The following is a 19,990-nucleotide window of genomic DNA, read 5'->3' as shown; positions in this document are numbered from 1 at the left end:
TCCGGTCGACCGCGGACCGCACCGCTTATTCGCCGGCCCTCACTACCTCTCGCCGACATGGACGCGCTCGACGCCAAGTACCCGTTCTTCGCGAGCGCCCGCGAGGCGGTCGCGGCGGCCGCGGTGTCGCTGCCGGAGCTCGTCGCGGCCGACGCCCCCGCCGTCGAGCGCGCGCGCGAGCGGGTCGAACGCGCCCTCCTCGAAGGGACGGTCGCCTCCGAGCGCGGCGCGTTCCCCGGCGAGTCGGCGTACGACGCGCAGGCGGAGCTGCTCTCGTACCCCATCGCGCGGATCCTCGTCTCCCTCCTCGACTCCGACCCCGCCATCGAGAAGTACGCGGCGGCGGAGGCGGCGACCGCGATGGAGCGGGTCCGCCGCGACCTCGACGCCGACGACGAACTGCGGTCCGTCTCGTCCGCGACGGTCACGCTCGACGACCTGCTCGCCGAGTTCGACCTCGCGGACGCCGTCCGCCCCGACGCGACCACCTCGGCCGGCGTCGGTCGGGGGGTCGCGGGCGGCGGCGCGGCGGGAACCGGGAGCGCCGGCCGCGACCCGAGCCACTACCGGATCGACGTCGGGCCGTACCTCCGGCTCACCTCGCCCGACTGGGGCGACTCGTGGCGGCTCGTCAACCGCGCGCTCGCCGACGGCGCGGTGCGCGTCTCTCGCGACGAGCTGCTCGTCGCGCTGGAGGCGGCCGTCGAGGCCCGCGTCGCCGAGGGACTCCCCTTCGAGCTGGCGGCCGACGAGGGGATCGGCGAGGCGCTCGAATCGCGCGTCGCCGACCTCAGGCGGCTGCTCTCCGAGCGCACCTACGCCGAGCCGCCGGACGTCATCGACCGGGACTTGTTCCCGCCGTGTATGACCAACCTCATCGAGAAGGCCGAGCGCGACACGAAGCTCTCGTCGGCCGAGTCGTTCGCGCTGATGGCGTTCCTCGTCGGCATCGGCATGACGCCGGACGAGGTGGTCGCCTTCTGTGCGGACACCAGCCTCGACGCCGAGGGGATCCGCTACCAGACCGAGTACCTGACCGACGACCGCGGCACCCAGTACCCGCCGCCGACCTGCGAGACGCTCGCGAACTACGGGATCTGTCACAACGAGGACGACCACATGCAGGTCGCGGCCGACCCGCTCTCGTACTACGAGAAGCGGGTGGCCGCCGCCGACGACGTGACCGACTGGCGGGCGGGACGGGAGGCGGACGACGCGACCGAGGCGTGACGCCGACGCGCAGCTACGGTCGCTGACGGACACCGGAGAAGACGGGACGGAACCTTACGACTCGTCGTTCGCGCGCATCAGGTACGTCCCGACGCCGGCCATCAGGAGGACGAACCCGGCCAACAGCGCGACGAGCGCGAGCGCGCCCGCCTCCGGGAGGACGGTCGACCCGCCGAAGGTGACCCCGATGCCGACCAGCGCGACGATGAACGCCGCGGCCGCCGCCAGCGAAACGGTGATCTGCCGACGGAGCTCCGCGTCGATTTCCATGCTCGCGGCTTCCCGTCGCCGCTAAAAAAGGACTTCGATGGGCTCGCCGCCCCTCCGCCTCACTTCGCCAGGTGCGTGATGTCCCGTCGCAGGGTGTACCCGCGCGGGACCCCGACGACCCCCAGACACTCGCCGCACAGCACCCGCTCGTAGTCGCGGTTGGTCTCCTTCTCCAACAGCGAGACGTCCGCGAGCGGAAACACCGACTCGCACCGATCGCACTCCGCCTTGTCGCCGTCGACGATCTTCATCGACTCCTCGTTCCGGCGATCGACACATAAACTCGCGGACGGCGTTATCACTCGGGATAGCGAGAGCCGATAAAAATTGAGCGGTGGGTCGGCGCGGTCGAGGTCCGAGCGGTCGTCCGGGGTTAGCCGAAGAGCTCGCCGAGACCCTCGCCGCCGTCGCCGTCTTCCTCGTCGTCGTCGGCCGCTTCCTCGGCGGCGTCGGCCTCGTCCTCCTCGTCGTCGTCGTCGGCCTCGTCGGCGGACGCGTCGGCGTCGGCGGAACCGCCCGCGGACGCGCCGGCGGCGGGTGCCGCGGCGGCCGTCTCGATGGCCTCCTCGATGTCGACGTCCTCCAGCGCGGCGACGAGCGCCTTGACGCGGGACTCCTCGACGTCGACGCCGGCGGCTTCCAGCACGCCGGTGACGTTGTCTTCGTTGATCTCTGCTCCAGTCTCGTTCAGGATGAGCGCAGCGTAAACGTATTCCATTGGTGTGTACCTCGTGTTATCCGAACATCGCGCCGAGTCCGTCGCCGCCGTCGCCGCCGTCGTCCTCGTCGTCGGCGTCGTCAGCGGTGTCGGCCTCCTCGGCGTCTTCCGTCTCTTCGTCCGCCTGTTCCTCCTCGTCGTCGTCGTCGGCCGCCGGCTCCGTCGCCGGCGCGGCCTCGACGCCCTGAAGCTCCTCGGGGAGCGCCTCCTCGTCGTCGATCTGTGACGCGAGCGCGCGCAGCTGGGCGTCGGCCTTCCCGATCAGGTCGGGCACGACGTCCGGGCTCTCGATCTCCGCGAACAGGCCGACGGACTTCGCCTCGCCGGACGCCTTCGCGAGAAGGGTGCCGGCGGTGGCGGCCGTCGGGTACGCGGCGTTGACCGAGAGGTTGCGCGCGGCGGCCGCGGCGGACTGGATGTCCGCGCGGTACTCGTCGACGTCGATTTCGAGCTCGTCCGGCTCGAACAGGACGCCCTCGGAGTAGACGGCGCGCAGGTCCAGCCCGACCTCCTTCGGCTCGATGCCGAGCTCGACGAGGACGTTCGCGAGGTCGGCGTCGACGACCTCGCCCTCCGTCAGCACGGTCGAGTCCTCGGTGACCTTGATCGAGCCGTCCTGGATGCGGGCGGCCGCGCCCACGGTCTGGAGCTCGCCGACGAACGGTCCCGGGTCGACGCCGGTGTCGCCCTCGGGGATCACGATGTCGTTGGGGGCCACCTCGCCCTCGTTGATGGGGGCGGGGGTCTTCGAGGCTTCGAGCTGCTTGAAGAGGCCGAACGGGTTGTCGTTGGTGCCGACGAGCGCCACCTGACCGCCGACGTACTCCGTCAGCGCCTCGACGCCGTCGTCGACCTCCTCCAGCGCTCGGTTCGTGAGCGTGTTGCGGCTCATGCGGACGGCGGCCGAGCCGTGAAGCTCCCGGCGCATGGCCTGGAGCTGGCGGCTCGGAATGCCGGCCACGCCGACGATCCCGACCGAGTTGTACGAGTCGATGAAGTCGACGAGCTCGTCGACCTCCTCGCGTTTCCACTCGGGGATCGTCTCGGTCTTGCGGACCGAGCTCATACGGGCACCTCCTTCGCGGGACCCATCGTGGTCTTCACGTAGATCCCGTCGATGTTGAGCGGCCCCTTCTCGAGGTCTGCTTCGAGTCGCCGGATGATGACGTCGATGTTGTCCGAGATCGCGTCAGCGCCCATGTCTTCGGCACCGACGCGGGTGTGGAACGTGCGCCGGTCGCGCGACCGGAGCTGCACCGTGTTCTTCATCCGGTTGACTGTGTCGACGACGTCGTCGTCCGGCTGTAGTGGGGTAGGCATCTTCCCGCGCGGACCGAGGACGGTACCGAGGTACCGACCGATGTCCTGCATCAGGTTGGCCTCTGCGACGAAGAAGTCAGTATCGTCGGCCAGGTCCTTTGCGCGGTCGTCGTCGTCTCCTAAGTCTTCGAGGGCGTCGCTGTCGAGCACTTCGTCAGCGACCTCCTCTGCGCGGACGGCGGTTTCGCCCTCCGCGAAGACGACGATCTGTGTCTCCTGCCCCGTTCCAGCCGGCAGCACGACGGACTCGTCGATACGGTTCGACGGATCGTTGAGGTCGAGGTCTCGCAGGTTGATCGCGATGTCCACGGTCTCGCGGAAGTTCCGCTCGGGCGCATCGTCGAGTGCGAGGGTTACGGCCTCTTGTATTGTGTCTGCCATTTTCACCTCCGTAGTACGCAGGTCGCTCCTACGGGTCAGTGAAACAGGCGAAGCCTGTCTCATCGGAGAGTGGTTCATCGGAGGTTTAAAAGCGTCGAACCGCCCGTCCGCGTGCGAACCGAAGACAGGGCCTGTGCGGGCGGTCGCGGGTGGGTGGTCGAGGGAAGGCGGCCGCCGGAGGACGACTAGCCGCCGGACGACGACGAGGAGGACGGCGACTAGCCGCCGGACAGCGACGAACTCGACCGCGACCGCCCGGCCGCGGCGGCGATTCGACGCCCGTCGAAGCCGAAAACGTCGGATAGGGGAACCCTTTTGACGGCGCTCGCCGACCCACGAGGTAATGACGCAGGGTGGTCCGCCGTGACGATGGACGACCGCATCGAAGACCTTCGCGAGCGCCGCGAGCGGGCGGCGAAGGGCGGGGGCGAAGACCGGATCCAGTCGCAACACGACAAGGGGAAGATGACCGCCCGCGAGCGGATCGACTACTTCCTCGACGACGGCACCTTCCACGAGTTCGACCGGTTCCGCACCCACCGCAACCACACCTTCGGGATGGAGGAGAAACAGATCCCGGGCGACGGCGTGGTGACCGGCTACGGCGAGGTGAACGGGCGGAAGACGTTCGTGTTCGCGCACGACTTCACCGTCTTCGGCGGGTCGCTCGGCGAGGTGTTCGCCGAGAAGGTGTGTAAGGTGATGGACAAGGCGATGGACGTGGGCGCGCCCGTCGTCGGCCTCAACGACTCCGCCGGCGCGCGGATTCAGGAGGGCGTCGCCTCGCTCGGCGGCTTCGCGGAGATATTCCGACGCAACACGGAGGCGTCGGGCGTCATCCCGCAGATCTCGGCGATCATGGGGCCGTGCGCGGGCGGCGCGGTGTACTCGCCCGCCATCACGGACTTCACGTTCATGGTGAAGGACACCTCGCACATGTTCATCACCGGGCCGGACGTGATCGAGACGGTCACCGGCGAGGAGGTGAGCTTCGAGGAGCTGGGCGGCGCGGTCACCCACACGTCGACCTCCGGCGTCGCGCACTTCGCCGAGGAGAGCGAGGAGGAGGCGTTAGACAACATCGCTCGCCTGCTCTCGTATCTCCCCGCGAACAACGTCGAGGACCCGCCGCGCGTCGAGCCGTGGGACGACCCCGAGCGCGCCGACGACGAACTGGCCGAAATCGTCCCCGACGCGCCCCGCAAGCCGTACGACATGAAGGACGTGATCGGCAGCGTCGCCGACGAGGGCTCCTTCTTCGAGGTGCAGGAGAACTTCGCGAAGAACATCGTCGTCGGCTTCGCCCGCCTCGACGGCCACTCCGTCGGGGTCGTCGCGAACAACCCCCGGGTGAACGCCGGCACCCTCGACATCGAGTCGAGCCAGAAGGGCGCGCGGTTCGTCCGCTTCTGTGACGCGTTCAACATCCCCATCGTCACCTTCGAGGACGTGCCCGGCTTCATGCCCGGCACCGACCAGGAGCACAACGGAATCATCCGTCACGGCGCGAAGCTGCTGTACGCCTTCTCGGAGGCGACCGTCCCGCTTCTCACCGTCATCACCCGGAAGGCGTACGGCGGGGCCTACTGCGTGATGTCGTCGAAGCACATCGGCGGCGACGTGAACTACGCGTGGCCGACCGCCGAGATCGCCGTGATGGGACCCAAGGGGGCCGTCAACGTCCTCTACCGGGAGGAGCTCGCCGAGGCGGACGATCCGGACGCGCGCAGGCAGGAGCTGATCGACGAGTACCGCGAGGAGTTCGCGAACCCCTACACCGCCGCCGACCGCGGCTTCGTCGACGACGTCATCGAGCCGACCGAGACCCGCGCGCGCCTCATCCAAGACCTGAAGATGCTGAAGGGGAAGAGCACGGACCAGCCCGCCAAGAAGCACGGAAACATCCCGATCTGATGGCGGTCGACGACGACCCGGCCGACGGGGGGCCGGCAGGCGACGCGGAGGCGGCCGTCGGCGAGGGGGTGGACCCCGCGGCGGCCGCGCTCGCCGGCCTGTCGATCCCCGACGACGCGGGCGACGAGGAGGCGGCCGCCATCGCCGCGGCGGTCGCCGCCCACCTGCGCGACGGCGAACTCGCCGCCGCGGCCGCCGCGGGGGACCCGGACGACGGCCGCGAGGAGGACCGGTGGGGGCTCGCCGGCCGGATCGACCGGCTCCACCGACGCCGGGTGCGCGTGCCCGCGGACGCGCCGACGGACCCGTGGACCGCGGCCGGGCGGAGCGACCGGTTCTGAGCGTCCGTCGCGCCGAACGCCCCGTCCCGAGACCCTACCGACCGCCGGACCGGCCGGTATCGGGACCCGGACACGTCGAACGGAACTCCCGGACGCGGAGGCGTCCGGCCGCGCACATTCCCCCGACGACGCGGCGTCGAACCGTCGCGCCGTCGACTCGGCCCTGGCTCAGGGCGCGTTCGCAGGTTCGTCCGCTGACATATATACCTGTGGTAACGCGTCTCTCGGTCGCGCGCTCAGCGCGCTCCCTCGTCGCCGGTCGGCTCGTCGTCCCCGCCGAGGCCTTCCGACGGTTCGCGCCCGCCGAGGAGTCGGTTGAGGGCGGTCGGCACGACGACGACGAACGCGAGGAGCGCGCCGATCCGAATCGGCAGCGACGCGTCGGTGACGACCGTGAGGCCGAGGTAGACGGCGGCCCCGGCCAGCGTCGACGGCAGCACGTACGGGTTTCCCGCGTCGAGCATACCTCGTCGTGTCGCCCGGGGCCCCCTTAACCGTCTCGACACGTTCCGCCGGTCGGCGTCGGCCCCGCCGCGCCCCGCCGCGCCCCGTCGCGGACCGACAGAGTTTGGTAGCAGTTCGTGGAAGAACCGACAGGAATGTTCGATAAGGTTCTCGTGGCGAACCGCGGCGAGATCGCGGTCCGAGTGATGCGCGCCTGTGCGGAGCTCGGCGTCGACACCGTCGCCGTCTACAGCGACGCCGACAAACACGGCGGCCACGTCCGGTACGCGGACGAGGCGTACAACGTCGGGCCGGCGCGCGCGGCCGACTCCTACCTCGACGGCGAGGCGGTCGTCGAGGCGGCGCGCGCGGCCGACGCCGACGCGATCCACCCCGGCTACGGCTTCCTCGCGGAGAACGCCGACTTCGCGGCCCGCGTCGAAGCGGCCGACGGGATCACGTGGATCGGCCCCGAGAGCGACGCGATGGAGCGCCTCGGCGAGAAGACCCACGCGCGCCGCGTGATGGACGACGCGGGCGTCCCGATCGTCCCCGGGACGACGGAGCCGGTCACCGACGTGGAGGCGGTGACCGAGTTCGGCGACGAGTACGGCTACCCCGTCGCCATCAAGGCCGAGGGCGGCGGCGGCGGTCGCGGGATGAAGGTCGTCGAGAGCGCCGACGAGGCCGAGGAGGCGCTCGAATCGGCGAAACGCGAGGGCGAGGCGTACTTCTCGAACGACTCGGTGTACCTCGAACGCTACCTCAAGACCCCCCGCCACGTGGAGGTCCAGATCGTCGCAGACGACCCCGCCGCGGGGTCGGGCGGCGAGGACGCCGGCGACGCCTCGGTCGCCGAGAGCGACGTGGTCCACCTCGGCGAGCGCGACTGCTCGCTCCAGCGCCGCCACCAGAAGGTGATCGAGGAGGGGCCCTCACCCGCGCTCTCCGACGAACTGCGCGAGCAGATCGGCGAGGCCGCCCGCCGGGGCGTCGCCGCCGCCGACTACACCAACGCCGGGACGGTCGAGTTCCTCGTCGAGGAGGACCCCGACCGCGACCCGTCCGAGCCGCTCGGCCCGGAGACGAACTTCTACTTCCTCGAAGTCAACACCCGCATTCAGGTCGAACACACCGTCACCGAGGCGCTGACGGGGATCGACATCGTCAAAGAGCAGCTCCGGGTCGCCAGCGGCGAGGGGATGTCCGTCTCGCAGGACGACGTCGAGCTGGAGGGCCACGCGATCGAGTTCCGGATCAACGCCGAGAACGCGGCGAACGACTTCCAGCCCGCAAACGAGGGGTCGCTGGAGACGTACGACCCGCCGGGCGGGATCGGCGTGCGCGTCGACGACGCGCTCCGGCAGGGCGACGAGCTGGTCACCGACTACGACTCGATGATCGCGAAGCTGATCGTGTGGGCCCCGGACCGCGAGGAGTGTCTCGCGCGGTCGAAGCGCGCGCTCACAGAGTACGACATCGACGGCGTCGTCACCATCGTCCCGTTCCACCGGCTCATGCTCGACGACGAGCGCTTCGTCGACGGCACGCACACGACGAAGTACCTCGACGAGGAGTTAGACGCCGACCTCGTCGCCGACGCGCAGGAGCGGTGGGGCTCCGAGACGGCGAGCGCGGGCGACGACGACGAGGAGGTGACCGAACGCGAGTTCACCGTCGAGGTGAACGGCAAGCGCTTCGACGTCGAACTGGAGGAGCGCGGCGCGCCCGCCATCCCGGTCCCGGAGAGCGGGGGCGGTGGCGCGGGCGGCCAGCAGCGCCCCCCGCAGGCGACGTCCGACGACGGGGGCGACGACGGGGTCGACGTCGCCGAGGGCGGCGAGTCGATCGACGCGGAGATGCAGGGGACGATCCTCTCGGTCGACGTGAGCGAGGGCGACGAGGTCGCGGCCGGCGACGTGGTCTGCGTCCTCGAAGCGATGAAGATGGAGAACGACGTGGTCGCCGAGCGCGGCGGCACCGTCGCGAGCGTCCACGTCGGCGAGGGCGACAGCGTCGATATGGGCGACGTGCTGATCGTACTGGAGTAACCCGTCACACGCCGCGAAACCCGTCTTTTCCACCCTGTCGGCGCGTGCCTGCGAGCGGCGCGAAGCGCCGCGAGACAGCACGCGCGAGGGAGTCGCGAACGAAGTGAGCGACGAGGCTGGGGAGGCGTGAGGTGCGGTTGCTGTGCGGAGTGGGGCGGGACTCGAAGGGGCAGTCGCGAGGGCGAAGCACGACGACGCAAGCACCGCAAGGAGCGAACGAAGTGAGCGACTGAGGAGCGCAGCGAGTCGCGCGAGTCCTCGTGGCTGGGGCTTCGGTGGTCTCGGTCACGGAGCTACTATCCGCGAAACCGATCACGTACGGCCGAGCGACTGGGGCTTCGGTGGTGTTCGTCCTCGTATCGATCGGCGATTTATAAATGAAATATGTTATCACAAAGACTCTGTCCGGAAAAAACTTCACCGAGGGCGATCAACGATCGGTATGCCCTCCCCGCGTCGCGTCGTCGAGGCGTGGATCGCGCTCTGTCTCACCGTCGGACAGCTCACGTGGTTCACCGTCGGGACCGTCTCGTCCGTCTCGCCGACCGTCGAAGGAATAACCGGACTCGTCGCTTCGCTCGCCGTCGCGCTCGGACTGCTCCGGCTGCGTCCCGATCTGGACGTCGGACGGCTCTGGCGGTTCGGGTTCACGGCGTTCGGACTTCTCATCCTAATGGCGGTTGTCGGAGCGCTCAGCGGCCGACTGATCGGCGTCTCCTTCGACGCGTCCGAGTCGTACTCGTTCCCGTTCGCGGTCGCCGTCGCGCTCCTCATGGAACCGGTCTACGAGTCCGGGGCGCTGCCGCGACCGTGACCGCCGGGTCCGGCGTTCGCGTCCGAAGGAGCCGATCCCGTTTCTCCTGACCGACGGGATTTAACCGACCGCCCGAAAAGGAGGGTACATGGAGCCGGTCGACGACTGGCGCGCCGCGATCACGGAGGCCGGAGAGCTGACCGGCCCGATCGCCGCGGGCATCGTCGACGAACACGGCGACCGCGGGCAGCGCGCCGTCGAGGCCGTCGGCGAGGGGCGGGTGAAACAGTACCGCGACTTCACCGTCGTCGTCGGCCACGAGGACGAGTACGTGGTCGAGGACGGCGAGTGCGACTGCGCCGACGCGACGTACAACCTCGACCCCGAGGACCCCTCCGAGCGCTGCTGGCACGCCATCGCGGTCGACGTCGCGGAGGCGATCGACGCCGTCGACCACCACGACATGTGGTACTCCGAGGTCCGGGAGTTCCTCTGAGGTCCGCCCGACGTACAGCCGCCGTCGAACCCGCGTTCCCGGCCGTCCTCAGCAGCCGACGCTCGGCCGCGTGAATCGCCCGTTTTCGGAAATTTCGCTCTGAGAGTCGAAAACGTTTACAACGGCGGCCGGTCTCCCCTACGGTATGGCGGACTGTCCACTCGCCGACGACTGCCCCAGTTTCGACGAACGGATCGAGGGGATGGGGTGTCAACACTACGGCAACAAAGGCGGCGCGGAGTGGTGTAACCACTACGACATGCCGATCTACGAGCTGAAACAGCAGCCGGTCCAGCCCGGTGAGGTCGTCACGGTCGAGGTCGACGACATCCACGAGAGCGGTGCCGGCGTCGGCCGCACCGACGACGGCTTCATCATCCTCGTCGACGGCCTCCTCCCCCCGGCGCGCGCCGAGGTCGAGATCCACCGGGTGAAGTCCAGCCACGCGACGGCACAGGACGTGGTCGAGCGGCTCCCGGACGACCCGGAAGACGAGGAGGACGGCGACGACGAGGCGGCCGGCGCGGACGACGGCGAAATCGATGCGGACGACGACGAGAATCACCGCCGCGACCGCCCGGACCGCGAGCGACTCGGCAGCCGCGAGAACTTCTGGGGCAAGTGACCGGCGTCTCGGGGTGACCCCCGCCCCACGGACAGTCCGGACGCCGCCGATTGCGATCGATTTTTCGACGCGAACGCGGCTGAAGTCTTAGCTACTCGCCGCGACGCAGTTGCTTCTACGGACACGACCGCCGAAGCCCCAGCCGCGAGGACTCGCGCGGCTCGCTGTGGTCCTCAGTCGCTCACTTCGTTCGCTCCTTGCGGTCCTTGCTTCGCCGGGCTTCGCCCTCGCGGCCGCCCCTTCGAGTCCCACCCGACCGCGACCGCACAGCAACCGCACCTCACGCCCCCCCCAGCCTCGTCGGTCGCCGTCGCTTCGCTCGGCGACCGACTCCCTCGCGCGTGCTCCTCACGCCCTGACGGGCGTTCGGAGGCGCGCGCCGGATCGAGGTGGTCGGTCCGTCCGCCGCCCGGCGAAACCGCCGTTTTTTGACCGCCCGGCCCGTCGGTGATCGCATGGTGGCAGACGACGGGTACTCCGACCCCGCGGACGTCGACGCCGACTCGGTCCTCGACCGGGCGGGGTTCGACGCCGACGAGAGCGTGCTCACCCGCCGACAGGCGGAGGTGCTGGCGCTCCGCGAGCGCGGGCTCCGGCAGTCGGACATCGCGGACCGGCTCGGCACCTCGCGCGCGAACGTCTCCAGCGTCGAGGCGAGCGCCCGCGACAACGTCGAGCGCGCCCGCGAGACGGTCGCGTTCGCGGAGGCGCTGTCAGCGCCGGTCCGCGTCGAGATCGAGGAGGGGACCGACCTCTACGACGCCCCCAAGCGCGTCTACGACGCCTGCGATGAGGCCGGCGTGAAGGTGAACCAGACCGCCCCGGAGCTGATGCGAGCGATTGGCGACCGCGCGGGCGACGCGGTCCACGGCCGCGAGGTCCGCCGCCGGCTGTTCGTCACGGTCGCGGCCGACGGACAGATCCGCGTCCGGAGACCGTAATCGCCGGATTGAACCGGCGCGCTCACCGCGATCCGTTCCTCACTCCCCGTCGATCCGCTCGGCGACGCCGACCAGCGTCGCGCCCGCGGTGACGGTCGACTCCCGGGCGACCGAGTACGCGATCCCGTCGCGGTCGGCGCGCGCGACCTGAAGCGTCTCGAACGTCGTCGGGTCGAACACCTCACCGACGCGCTCTCCGTCCTCTACCCGGTCGCCGACGGCGAGGTCGGGCTCGGGGACGAACAGCCCCGAGTCGTCGGCGATCACCCGTCCGAGGTGGTTTCGGGCGACGGTCCCGTCCCACGGGTCGGGGTCGCCGGCGAGCAGTCCCTCGCGTCGCAACACGCCGAGCATCCCCGTCACGCCGGTCGCGACGGCCTCCGGAACGATCTCTTTGCTGTGCGCGAGTTCGGGCGTGATCGTGGGGATCCCCTCGCGGGTGGCGGCGACGCGGAACTTCCCGGCGAACCCGCGCTCGTCCCACTCGGTGTCGGCGTCGTCTCCCGCGGCCTCCGCGAGCAGCAGGTCGGTGCCGAACGCCTCCGCCAGCCCGCGGCAGTCCTCGTCGCCGCGCATGTACACCGCGTGCGTCGCCATCGCCGGCGAGCCGGTGTGGAGGTCGACGACCGCGTCGGCCTCGCTCGCGAACGCCCAGAGCCGGGCCGCCATCCGCTCGTGGAGCGACCCCGCCGCGTCGCCCGGCCAGCAGCGGTTCATGTTCGGCTGCCGCGAGTCGAGCGACTCCGGCGTCGTGTACGACACGCGGTCGAAGGTGAGCGGGTCGGCGACGGGGACCGTCACGAGCGTCCCGTCGAGGTCGGCGGCCGACGGTCCGTCTCCGTCGCCGGTCTCGGAGTCCGACCCGACGAGGCGGTCGTGGAGCCGCCGGAGGACCGCGGCCCCGTTCACCTCGCGGCCGTGCTGTGCCGCCTGCGCGTAGACGACCGGCGAGTCCGCCGGCGCGTCGAGTTCGGGGCCGCCGTCGCCGTCGACGAGTTCGCCCTCGCCGTACGCGTGGACGGTCGTCCGGACCGGCACGCCCGAGGGGAGCCGCGCGAGGGTGAGGCTGCGACTGGTGTGCATGCGTCCCGGTCGGTCCGGCTCCGGGTTATACGTCCGGGATACGGTCCGGCAGAGCGCGCGGCGGTTCCGCCGCCGCGGCCGCCGCGACCGCGGACGCTAAGGCCGTGGCCCGTCCATCACGTCCCATGCGCGTCACCCTGCTCGGGACGGGCGACACGACCGGGACCCCGACGGTCGGCTGCGACTGCGACACCTGCGAGGCGGCCCGCGAGCGCGGGGTGTCGCGGTCGCGCTTCTCCGTCCACGTCGCCAACGAGCGCACCGGCGAGTCGCTGCTCGTCGACTTCAGCCCCGACTTCAGACAGCAGTTCCTCGCGGCCGACGTCCCCCTCCCGGACGCCGGGCTCGTGACGCACATCCACTTCGACCACCTGGACGGGCTCGGCAACGTCTACCGCCTCGTCGACGGGCTTCCGGTCCACGCCCCGTCGGAGACCGACCCGGCGACCGATCGGAGCGTCGCCGAGACGATCCGCGACAAGTACGACTACCTCGAAGACCGGATCGGCGTCCACGCCCGCGACCCGTTCGAGCCGTTCGAGACCTGCGGGTTCGAGGTCCGGTTCGTCCCCGTGGACCACCCGCCGCTCGTCTGTTACGGCGTCGTGATCGAGGACCCGGAGACGGGCGCGAAGCTCTCGCTCACCGGCGACACCAGCTACGACGTCCCCGACCGCTCGCGCGAGGCGCTCGCCCACCCGGACCTCCTCCTCGCGGACGCCATCGTCCCCGCCTCCCTCTGCGAGCACCACCCGATCGGCGGGCGGCACGAGGGTCCCGACGGCGTCCCGCGCACCTTCGGCACGAAGCACATGACCCGGGAAGGCGCGCTCGCGCTCGCCGACGACCTCGACGCCGAGCGAACCCGGCTCGTCCACCTCGCGCACTTCTACCCCGCCGACGAGGCGTTCGAGGAACCGCTCGCGGTCGACGGCGAGACCTACGAGCTGTAGTCCGCCGGAAGCGGTCCCGCTCGACTGTACTCTTTTGTCTCGGTGGCACCTATCACGCGTAGATGGCCGCGACGGACCGACTCCGCGCCGTGCTCGACCGATTGGACCCCCCGCCGCGCGCGGTCGACTGGTCGCTGTTCGCGTTCGTCGTCGCCGAGGCGGTCACGGGGCTGGTCTCGTTCACCGTCGGCGTCCCCGAGGGGTGGCCGCTGTTCTGGTTCCACCGCTCGCTCGGGGTCGGGATCGTCGCGCTGCTCGGGTGGAAGCTCGCGCGGGTCCGCCGCCGGCTCACCGATCCCGACCTCTGGCGGCGCTCGACCGCGCTGTCCGTCCTCACGCTCGTCGCCGCGGTCGGCGCGATCGGAACCGGCGTCGCGTGGGTGTTCGGCCTCGACGTGCGACTCTCGTACTGGACGCTGCTCTCCGTCCACGTCGGGTTCGGGCTCGCGCTGGTCCCGCTCGTGGCCGCGCACGCGTCGACCCGGTTCCGGCTCCCCCGCCGCGTCGACTTCGAGCGGCGGCGGACCGCGCTCAGCTACTTCGCGCTGCTCGCGGCCGGCGGCGCGACCTACCGGGTCCAGCAGGGGATCAACGACGCGCTCAACACCGCGGGGGCCGACCGGCGATTTACCGGATCACAACCCCGCGAGGGCGCGGGCAACGCCGCCTTCCCGATCACCTCGTGGGTCGCCGACGACCCCGGCCCGATCGACCGCGACGACTACCGGCTGACGGTCGCGGGGCTCGTCTCCGACCCCGCCGAACTGACCGTCGACGACCTCGAGGCCGGCCACGAGGCGGAGGCGCTGCTCGACTGTACGAGCGGCTGGTACACGGTCCAGGAGTGGGGTGGGATCCGCGTCGGCGACCTGCTCGACGCGGCCGGCGAACTGGGTGAAGACGCCGCCTACGTCCGGTTCACCTCCGTCACCGGCTACCGCTGGAGCCTCCCGATCGACGAGGCCGAGGACGCCCTGATCGCGACGCGCGTCGGCGGCGAGCAACTGACTCACGGCCACGGCGCGCCCGCTCGCCTCGTCGCTCCCGACCGGCGCGGCTTCCAGTGGGTGAAGTGGGTGACGCGCGTGGAGGTCCGGTCGGAGTACGACTTCGGCCAGTGGGTCGTGACGCTGGTGAGCGGCTTCGACTGACCCGCTGACGGTCCGAGCGCGAGCGGAGAGCGCTACTCGTACTCGCTCCCGACGACCTCGCGGATGCGCTCCGCGGTCACCGGGCCGACGCCGTCGACTTCGAGCAGGTCGTCCTCGGGCGCGGTCATCACGGCCTCGACCGTGCCGAAGTGTTCGAGGAGCGTTCGGGCGGTGACCGGGCCGATGTCGGCGATGGAGGAGACGACGTACTCCTGCTGTTCGGCGCGGGTCTTCGTCGTCTTCTCGCCGTGGACGCTCACCTCCCGGTCGCGCGTCTCCTGCTCCCGTTTCGCGACCGTCGCGAGCAGTTCGGTGGTGTCCTCCTCGCCTTCGGTCCGGAGGACGCTCACGTCGAAGTCGACCGCGAGCGACGCGAGCGCGCCGCGGATCGCGTTAGGGTCGATGTCGCGCTGGCCGTAGAGGTTCGTCCCCTCGACGATCATCACGGGGCGGGCGTACGCCCGCGAGAGCTCGCCCACCTGCTCGAACATCGAGCGGTCGGAATCGAGCATGGAGTCGACGAAGTCGGCCGCGGACTTCCGCTCGACGGCGACCCGGTCGGAGAGGACGTAGTCGCCGACCGCGAGCGTCTCCAGCCGCGTGACGAGCCCGTCGCGCGTCGAGAGGTCCTTCGCGATCGAGGAGTCGAGTTCGCGCTGGTCGACGACGACCTCGACTCCGCCGTCGACGCCGGCGGTCGCGACGACGCCGTCGTCGTCCGCGTCGGCTTCGTCGTCGGTCGTCTCGTTCTCTTCGGCTTCGTCGTCGGTCGTCTCGTTCTCTTCGGCTTCGTCGTCGGTCGTCTCGTCCTCTTCGGCGTCCTCGTCGCCGCCATCCGACCCGTCCCGGGCTTCGGCCGCGAAGTCGGTGAGTCCGGCGTTGTCGTCCGCGTCGCCTCCGGACTCCTCGGCCGTGTCGTCTACCCCCTCGTCACCGTCCGATCCGGCGTCGTCGCTCTCGCCGTCGGACCCCCCGGAGAACGCGCCGAGGCCGGCCTGCCCGTCGTCGCCGACGGTCTCCTCGATGTCGTCGGTCGCCTCCTTCAGCTCGGCGAGCTGGCTCGCCATCTCCTTCTCGCGGCGGCGCGAGATCCAGAAGAACGCCTCGTCGCGGGTGTCCTCGGCCATCAGGACGACCACCTTCCCCTCGGCCTGCCGGCCGGTCCGGCCCTTGCGCTGGATCGAGCGGATCGCGGTCGGCACCGGTTCGTAGAAGCAGACCAGATCGACCTCGGGCACGTCCAGCCCCTCCTCGGCGACGCTCGTAGAGACGAGCACCTCGAACTCGCCGGCCTTGAACTCGTCGAGCGTCTCCTGCTGCTGTTTCTGGCTCATCCCGTCGGAGCCGTCCTTGTCGCCCTGCCCGACGAACTTCCGCACGTCGAAGCTCGCGGAGAGGAACTCCACGAGCGCCTCGGCGGTGTCGCGCGACTCCGTGAACAGGATGGCGCGCTCGCCCCCGTCGATCCCGAGGGTCTCGGCCAAGAGGATCCGGGCCTTCGAGAACTTCGGGTGGAGGCCGTCGAACGACTCCGCCTTCCGCATCGCCTCGCGCACCTTGGGGTCCGCGACCATCCGCTGGCTCGCCTTCGACGCGCCCGACGACCTGGCGGCCTCGCGCTGGCGCTCGAAGTAGCGCCGGACGGATTCGACCGACTGCGTCTCGACCAGTTCGGTCGCGCGCCGGAGCTTCATCACCTCGGCGTGGGTGCTCATCCCCTTGTACCCGTCCGACTGGTCGTTGTCCATCATCTTCTTGAGCTTCCCCCGCATCTTGTTGAGGTCCTTCTGTGACAGGTCGGGGTTCGTCGTGTTCGTCACGCCGAGCGACTTGAGCTTCTCCAGCCGGTCGGTGATCACCTCGTTGAGCGCGTCGCGGATCGCTAAGACCTCGTCCGGGAGGGTGACCTGCTCCCACTGGACGTCGGTGTCGTGGGTGTACTCGTCGACGTCGGCGTCCTCCTCGGTCATCACCTCGACGTTGACGAGCCCGAGGTTCTCACAGACCGTCTCGATCTCCTCGGTGTCGCCGCCGGGCGAGGCCGACATCCCGGTGACGAGCGGGTCGGCCGCGTCGGCGTGGTAGCGCTCCGCGATGTAGACGTACGCGTAGTCGCCGGTCGCGCGGTGACACTCGTCGAAGGTGAGGTGGGTCACGTCCCGCAGCGAGATCCGGTTGCCGACGAGGTCGTTCTCGACCACCTGCGGCGTCGCGATCACGATCCGGGCGTCGTCCCACAGCGCGGCGCGGTCGTCGGGCTTCACGTCGCCGGTGAACACGACGATCTCCTCGTCGGGGATCGAGAGCGCCTCGCGGTAGAAGTCCGCGTGCTGCTGAACGAGCGGCTTCGTGGGGGCTAAAAACAGCGCTTTCCCGCCCGCCTCGTGGAGCCGTTCCGCGGTGACGAGCAGGCTGACCGTCGTCTTGCCGAGGCCGGTCGGGAGACAGACGAGCGTGTGTTCGTCGGCGGCGGCGTCCGCCAGCTGGAGCTGGTACCGGCGTCGCTGTAAGAACCCGTCGACGAGCAGGTGTCGGTCGATCCCGGCGGCTTCGGTCGCCATCGGCGGTGCTTCGCCGCCTTCGGCCTAAAGCCTTCGCGAAGCGGGGTGGAAGTTAACCGTCGGTCGAGCGCTCCTCTCGGAGCTCCTCCGGAACGTCCTCGTCGACCAGCTGCGCCCACTCCGCGAGCCGGTCGCCGGATCGTGTCTGCGCGCTCATCACGCGACGGATCTCCGTGAGACGTATTAACGCTTACCCCTATTCTACACGATTTAGCATCGGTCGGCGCGGAACGACCTCCTCTCACCCCGCCGCGACCCCCTCTCGCCCCGCCGCGACCCCCTCTCGCCCCGCCGCGGCCCGCGCTCTCGGCCGCGACTCGCACGCCTTTTACCGCTCACGCGCCTCCGCCCGGCATGAGCAACCTCGACGAGTTCCTCGCGGGCGAGCGGCTCGACGACGTGGTCTTCTACGTGAGCGACGCGTACCTCGACGACGACTCCCGGCTCCGGAGCGTCGGCACCGAGGTCGGCGGCGGCGTCCGGCTGATCCTCGACGGCGAGACCGGCCGGTCCGCGTTCCAGGCCGGCACGGGCATGGGCGCGATGGAGTTCGCGAAGACGGCGATGGGAGCGGACGGGGAGATCGCGCGCTCGCTCGACGACGGGACGTGTCCGTTCGCCGCGGAGAATCCCGACGACGACCACGAGATCCGATTCGTCTTCGCGTTCGCGGAGGCGCAAAACGAGGAGGTCGGCGGGCTCTACGCCGAGGGCGACGTGGTCCACGCGTACGCCCACTGTACCTGCGGCGAGAGCTACTCGCACAAGTGGGTAATCGGCGAGCGCGACGCCTGAAAAGCGGCTGCGACGACCGAGCCCGCGGAACCCGGGCTACACCGCCGTCACTCGGAGTCGGGCGCGTCGTCCTCGGGGACCGCGCCCTCGACGAGCGACTGGTCGCCGTACTGCTCGCGGAGGTCCTTCTTCGAGAACTTCCCGGTGGCGGTCTTCGGCACCTCGTCGATGAACTCCACCGCGTCCGGCAGCCACCACTTGGGATACTCCTCGCGGAGGCCGGACTCGATCCGGTCGACGAGCTCCTCGCGGTCGACGCCCTCGGCAACGACGACGAACGCCACGGGGCGCTCCTGCCACCGCTCGTGGGGCACGCCGACCACGGCCGCCTCGCTGACGCCGTCGTACGCCATGATCGCGTTCTCGAGTTCGACGCTGGAGATCCACTCTCCGCCCGACTTGATCACGTCTTTCGTCCGGTCGACGAGCTGCATGTAGCCGTCCTCGTCGACGGTGACCACGTCGCCGGTCTTCAGCCAGCCGTCGACGAACTCCTCCTCGTTGGCCTCGGGACGCTTGAAGTACTCCTTCGTGACCCACGGACCGCGGATCCGGAGCTCGCCGAACTCCTCTCCGTCCCACGCGATCTCCTCGCCGTCCTCGTCGATGACCTCGAACTCCAAGCCGGGCGCGACGAGCCCCTGCTTCGAGCGCTTGTTCACCTGCGTCTCGTAGTCGGCGTCGCGCAGGTCGTGCTTGAGATGCGAGACGGTGCCGATCGGCGACAGCTCCGTCATGCCCCACGCGTGGAGCACCTCGACGTCGCGCTCGTCGTACCACTCGACCAGCGCCTTCGGCGCGGCCGCGCCGCCGATGATCACGGTGTCGAGCGTCGAGAGGTCCACCTCGTTACCCTCCTCGATGAACTCGCGGAGCCCGAGCCACACCGTCGGGACGCCCGCGGAGACGGTGACGCCCTCCTCCTCGATCAGCGACGCGAGGTCGGCCGGATCCGGCGACGGTCCGGGGTAGACGTGTTTCGCGCCCGCGGCGGTCGCCGTGAACGGCATCCCCCACGCGTTGACGTGGAACATGGGGACGACGGGCATGACCACGTCGGAGTCCTCCATCGGGATCCCCTGCGGCGTCTGGGAGGCCATCGTGTGGCTCCACAGCATCGACTGGGTGTACTCGACGCCCTTCGGCTTCCCCGTCGTGCCGGAGGTGTAACAGAGGCCGGCCGGCTGGTCGCCGTCGAGGTCGGGCCAGTCGTACTCGGTCGAGTGGTCCGCGATGAACTCCTCGTAGGCGGGCGCGTCGAGCGCGTCGATCCCCTCCGATCCCATCGCGACGAAGTCGACTCCTTCGAACTCCTCCGCGCCCTCCGCCGCGCCCGCGATCTTCTCGGCCAGCGAGGGGTCGACGAAGATGATCTCGTCGTCGGCGTCGTCGACGATGTACTGGATGTGCTCGTCGGGCAACAGCGGGTTGATCGTGTGGAGCTGCGCCCCCGTGTTCGGGACGCCGAAGTACGTCTCGAAGTGCCGCGTGTTGTTCCAACAGAACGTCGCTACCCGGTCGCCGCGCTCGATCCCGTGGGCGTCCAACGCGTTCGCGAGCCGCGCGGTCCGGTCGGCGTACTCGGCGTACGTGTGCCGCGTGCGCCCCTCGTGGGTGCGCGAGACGATCTCGGTGTCCGGGTACAGTCGTTCCGCGCGCCACATGAACGGTCGCAGGGTCTGAGCGTGTCCGCCTGGCATACTTCTCACACCATGTGGTCGGGAACTATGAACGTTATCATGATTGATCGGGATGGTCTCTCGGGGCGGCGGGTTCCGGCGATTTACGCGGCGGGTCCGGTTTCCCGTGGTTCGAACCTCTCTCGTCGACGCTGATGCCGCCGAATATCCGACCGACCGTCCGTCGTAGTTGTCGCTGGGAACACGGCCCCCGAAGCCCCAGCCGGGAGGCGGCCAGACGCTCGCTGTGCTCCTCGCTCGCGTTGCTCGCTGCGGTGCTTAC

At 70.0% G+C, this 19,990-nt stretch carries 20 protein-coding genes; 11 read left to right on the top strand and 9 right to left on the bottom strand.

All coding sequences use genetic code 11. From position 1 onward, the window contains the following. Nucleotides 1-57: 57 nt before the first annotated feature. Nucleotides 58-1,230, top strand: a complete 1,173-nt coding sequence (locus C472_RS06320) for a DNA primase large subunit (protein WP_006628978.1) — start codon at nt 58-60, stop codon at nt 1,228-1,230. 54 nt (nt 1,231-1,284) lie between these two features. On the opposite strand, the gene C472_RS06315 is transcribed toward C472_RS06320, so the two are convergent. The 5 genes from C472_RS06315 to C472_RS06295 all read right to left on the bottom strand — a co-directional run bounded on the left by C472_RS06315 (nt 1,285) and on the right by C472_RS06295 (nt 3,919). Then, the gene (locus tag C472_RS06315) at nt 1,285-1,500 is read right to left on the bottom strand and encodes a DUF7472 family protein (RefSeq protein WP_006628977.1); all 216 of its coding nucleotides are present in this window, start codon (nt 1,498-1,500) and stop codon (nt 1,285-1,287) included. Nucleotides 1,501-1,559: 59 nt separating this feature from the next. Continuing rightward, nucleotides 1,560-1,751, bottom strand: a complete 192-nt coding sequence (locus C472_RS06310; protein WP_006628976.1) for a hypothetical protein — start codon at nt 1,749-1,751, stop codon at nt 1,560-1,562. A gap of 122 nt (nt 1,752-1,873) precedes the next feature. Then, complete coding sequence (rpl12p, locus tag C472_RS06305; protein ID WP_006628975.1) at nt 1,874-2,218, bottom strand: 50S ribosomal protein P1; 345 nt, start codon at nt 2,216-2,218, stop codon at nt 1,874-1,876. Nucleotides 2,219-2,234: 16 nt separating this feature from the next. Beyond that, complete coding sequence (locus C472_RS06300; RefSeq protein WP_006628974.1) at nt 2,235-3,284, bottom strand: 50S ribosomal protein L10; 1,050 nt, start codon at nt 3,282-3,284, stop codon at nt 2,235-2,237. Continuing rightward, nucleotides 3,281-3,919: a 50S ribosomal protein L1 gene (locus C472_RS06295; RefSeq protein ID WP_006628973.1), complete on the bottom strand. Its 639-nt coding sequence runs from the start codon at nt 3,917-3,919 to the stop codon at nt 3,281-3,283. The genes C472_RS06300 and C472_RS06295 overlap by 4 nt, the downstream gene beginning before the upstream one ends. Before the next feature lie 369 nt (nt 3,920-4,288). On the opposite strand from C472_RS06295, the gene C472_RS06290 reads away from it, so the two are divergent. Further along, entirely contained in the window at nt 4,289-5,833 is a 1,545-nt protein-coding gene (locus tag C472_RS06290) for an acyl-CoA carboxylase subunit beta (RefSeq protein ID WP_006628972.1), read from the top strand. Then, on the top strand, nt 5,833-6,174 hold the full coding sequence (locus C472_RS06285; RefSeq protein ID WP_006628971.1) for a hypothetical protein: 342 nt from the start codon (nt 5,833-5,835) through the stop codon (nt 6,172-6,174). The genes C472_RS06290 and C472_RS06285 overlap by 1 nt, the downstream gene beginning before the upstream one ends. 236 nt (nt 6,175-6,410) lie before the next feature. On the opposite strand, the gene C472_RS06280 is transcribed toward C472_RS06285, so the two are convergent. Next, nucleotides 6,411-6,638 carry a hypothetical protein gene (locus C472_RS06280; RefSeq protein ID WP_006628970.1) on the bottom strand — a complete coding sequence of 76 codons (228 nt, stop codon included), beginning with the start codon at nt 6,636-6,638 and terminating at the stop codon, nt 6,411-6,413. A 135-nt stretch (nt 6,639-6,773) separates the two neighbouring features. Between C472_RS06280 and C472_RS06275 the strand changes: the two genes are divergently transcribed. The 5 genes from C472_RS06275 to C472_RS06255 all read left to right on the top strand — a co-directional run bounded on the left by C472_RS06275 (nt 6,774) and on the right by C472_RS06255 (nt 11,485). After that, on the top strand, nt 6,774-8,669 hold the full coding sequence (locus C472_RS06275; RefSeq protein WP_006628969.1) for an ATP-binding protein: 1,896 nt from the start codon (nt 6,774-6,776) through the stop codon (nt 8,667-8,669). A 442-nt stretch (nt 8,670-9,111) separates the two neighbouring features. Beyond that, nucleotides 9,112-9,483, top strand: a complete 372-nt coding sequence (locus C472_RS06270) for a hypothetical protein (RefSeq protein ID WP_006628968.1) — start codon at nt 9,112-9,114, stop codon at nt 9,481-9,483. 88 nt (nt 9,484-9,571) lie between these two features. Continuing rightward, on the top strand, nt 9,572-9,919 hold the full coding sequence (locus C472_RS06265; RefSeq protein ID WP_006628967.1) for a hypothetical protein: 348 nt from the start codon (nt 9,572-9,574) through the stop codon (nt 9,917-9,919). A gap of 145 nt (nt 9,920-10,064) precedes the next feature. Then, the gene (locus tag C472_RS06260) at nt 10,065-10,544 is read left to right on the top strand and encodes a TRAM domain-containing protein (RefSeq protein WP_006628966.1); all 480 of its coding nucleotides are present in this window, start codon (nt 10,065-10,067) and stop codon (nt 10,542-10,544) included. A gap of 455 nt (nt 10,545-10,999) precedes the next feature. Then, a complete protein-coding gene (locus C472_RS06255) occupies nt 11,000-11,485 on the top strand; it encodes a Tfx family DNA-binding protein (RefSeq protein WP_006628965.1) in 486 nt (161 codons plus the stop codon). Between the two features lie 39 nt (nt 11,486-11,524). Here the strand turns inward: C472_RS06255 and C472_RS06250 are convergent, their stop codons facing one another. Next, entirely contained in the window at nt 11,525-12,568 is a 1,044-nt protein-coding gene (locus tag C472_RS06250; protein ID WP_006628964.1) for a succinylglutamate desuccinylase/aspartoacylase family protein, read from the bottom strand. Nucleotides 12,569-12,693: 125 nt separating this feature from the next. On the opposite strand from C472_RS06250, the gene C472_RS06245 reads away from it, so the two are divergent. Further along, the gene (locus C472_RS06245) at nt 12,694-13,521 is read left to right on the top strand and encodes an MBL fold metallo-hydrolase (RefSeq protein ID WP_006628963.1); all 828 of its coding nucleotides are present in this window, start codon (nt 12,694-12,696) and stop codon (nt 13,519-13,521) included. A 62-nt stretch (nt 13,522-13,583) separates the two neighbouring features. Then, nucleotides 13,584-14,672 (top strand): molybdopterin-dependent oxidoreductase, encoded by a 1,089-nt coding sequence (locus tag C472_RS06240; RefSeq protein ID WP_006628962.1) that lies wholly within the window; start codon nt 13,584-13,586, stop codon nt 14,670-14,672. 32 nt (nt 14,673-14,704) lie between these two features. On the opposite strand, the gene C472_RS06235 is transcribed toward C472_RS06240, so the two are convergent. After that, nucleotides 14,705-17,233, bottom strand: coding sequence for a DEAD/DEAH box helicase (locus C472_RS06235; protein WP_006628961.1), 2,529 nt, complete (start codon nt 17,231-17,233; stop codon nt 14,705-14,707). A 354-nt stretch (nt 17,234-17,587) separates the two neighbouring features. Here C472_RS06235 and C472_RS06230 point away from each other — a divergent pair, with 354 nt between their 5' ends. Then, entirely contained in the window at nt 17,588-18,028 is a 441-nt protein-coding gene (locus C472_RS06230; RefSeq protein WP_006628959.1) for a DUF5807 family protein, read from the top strand. 47 nt (nt 18,029-18,075) lie between these two features. On the opposite strand, the gene C472_RS06225 is transcribed toward C472_RS06230, so the two are convergent. Continuing rightward, a complete protein-coding gene (locus C472_RS06225) occupies nt 18,076-19,728 on the bottom strand; it encodes a long-chain fatty acid--CoA ligase (RefSeq protein WP_006628958.1) in 1,653 nt (550 codons plus the stop codon). Nucleotides 19,729-19,990 lie beyond the last annotated feature (262 nt).

Origin of the sequence: Halorubrum tebenquichense DSM 14210, assembly GCF_000337415.1 — an archaeon.
GTDB lineage: Archaea > Halobacteriota > Halobacteria > Halobacteriales > Haloferacaceae > Halorubrum > Halorubrum tebenquichense.
The sequence above is the reverse complement of the archived record's forward strand: the minus strand, read 5'-3'. Positions and strand labels throughout refer to the sequence as shown.

Coding starts and splice junctions, on each gene's coding strand:
- C472_RS06255 (WP_006628965.1), top strand. CDS start 11,000: ATGGTGGCAGACGACGGGTACTCCGACCCCGCGGACGTCGACGCCGAC.
- C472_RS06275 (WP_006628969.1), top strand. CDS start 6,774: ATGTTCGATAAGGTTCTCGTGGCGAACCGCGGCGAGATCGCGGTCCGA.
- rpl12p (WP_006628975.1), bottom strand. CDS start 2,218: ATGGAATACGTTTACGCTGCGCTCATCCTGAACGAGACTGGAGCAGAG.
- C472_RS06295 (WP_006628973.1), bottom strand. CDS start 3,919: ATGGCAGACACAATACAAGAGGCCGTAACCCTCGCACTCGACGATGCG.
- C472_RS06290 (WP_006628972.1), top strand. CDS start 4,289: ATGGACGACCGCATCGAAGACCTTCGCGAGCGCCGCGAGCGGGCGGCG.
- C472_RS06265 (WP_006628967.1), top strand. CDS start 9,572: ATGGAGCCGGTCGACGACTGGCGCGCCGCGATCACGGAGGCCGGAGAG.
- C472_RS06260 (WP_006628966.1), top strand. CDS start 10,065: ATGGCGGACTGTCCACTCGCCGACGACTGCCCCAGTTTCGACGAACGG.
- C472_RS06285 (WP_006628971.1), top strand. CDS start 5,833: ATGGCGGTCGACGACGACCCGGCCGACGGGGGGCCGGCAGGCGACGCG.
- C472_RS06240 (WP_006628962.1), top strand. CDS start 13,584: ATGGCCGCGACGGACCGACTCCGCGCCGTGCTCGACCGATTGGACCCC.
- C472_RS06320 (WP_006628978.1), top strand. CDS start 58: ATGGACGCGCTCGACGCCAAGTACCCGTTCTTCGCGAGCGCCCGCGAG.
- C472_RS06270 (WP_006628968.1), top strand. CDS start 9,112: ATGCCCTCCCCGCGTCGCGTCGTCGAGGCGTGGATCGCGCTCTGTCTC.
- C472_RS06245 (WP_006628963.1), top strand. CDS start 12,694: ATGCGCGTCACCCTGCTCGGGACGGGCGACACGACCGGGACCCCGACG.
- C472_RS06300 (WP_006628974.1), bottom strand. CDS start 3,284: ATGAGCTCGGTCCGCAAGACCGAGACGATCCCCGAGTGGAAACGCGAG.
- C472_RS06235 (WP_006628961.1), bottom strand. CDS start 17,233: ATGGCGACCGAAGCCGCCGGGATCGACCGACACCTGCTCGTCGACGGG.
- C472_RS06225 (WP_006628958.1), bottom strand. CDS start 19,728: ATGCCAGGCGGACACGCTCAGACCCTGCGACCGTTCATGTGGCGCGCG.
- C472_RS06315 (WP_006628977.1), bottom strand. CDS start 1,500: ATGGAAATCGACGCGGAGCTCCGTCGGCAGATCACCGTTTCGCTGGCG.
- C472_RS06280 (WP_006628970.1), bottom strand. CDS start 6,638: ATGCTCGACGCGGGAAACCCGTACGTGCTGCCGTCGACGCTGGCCGGG.
- C472_RS06250 (WP_006628964.1), bottom strand. CDS start 12,568: ATGCACACCAGTCGCAGCCTCACCCTCGCGCGGCTCCCCTCGGGCGTG.
- C472_RS06230 (WP_006628959.1), top strand. CDS start 17,588: ATGAGCAACCTCGACGAGTTCCTCGCGGGCGAGCGGCTCGACGACGTG.
- C472_RS06310 (WP_006628976.1), bottom strand. CDS start 1,751: ATGAAGATCGTCGACGGCGACAAGGCGGAGTGCGATCGGTGCGAGTCG.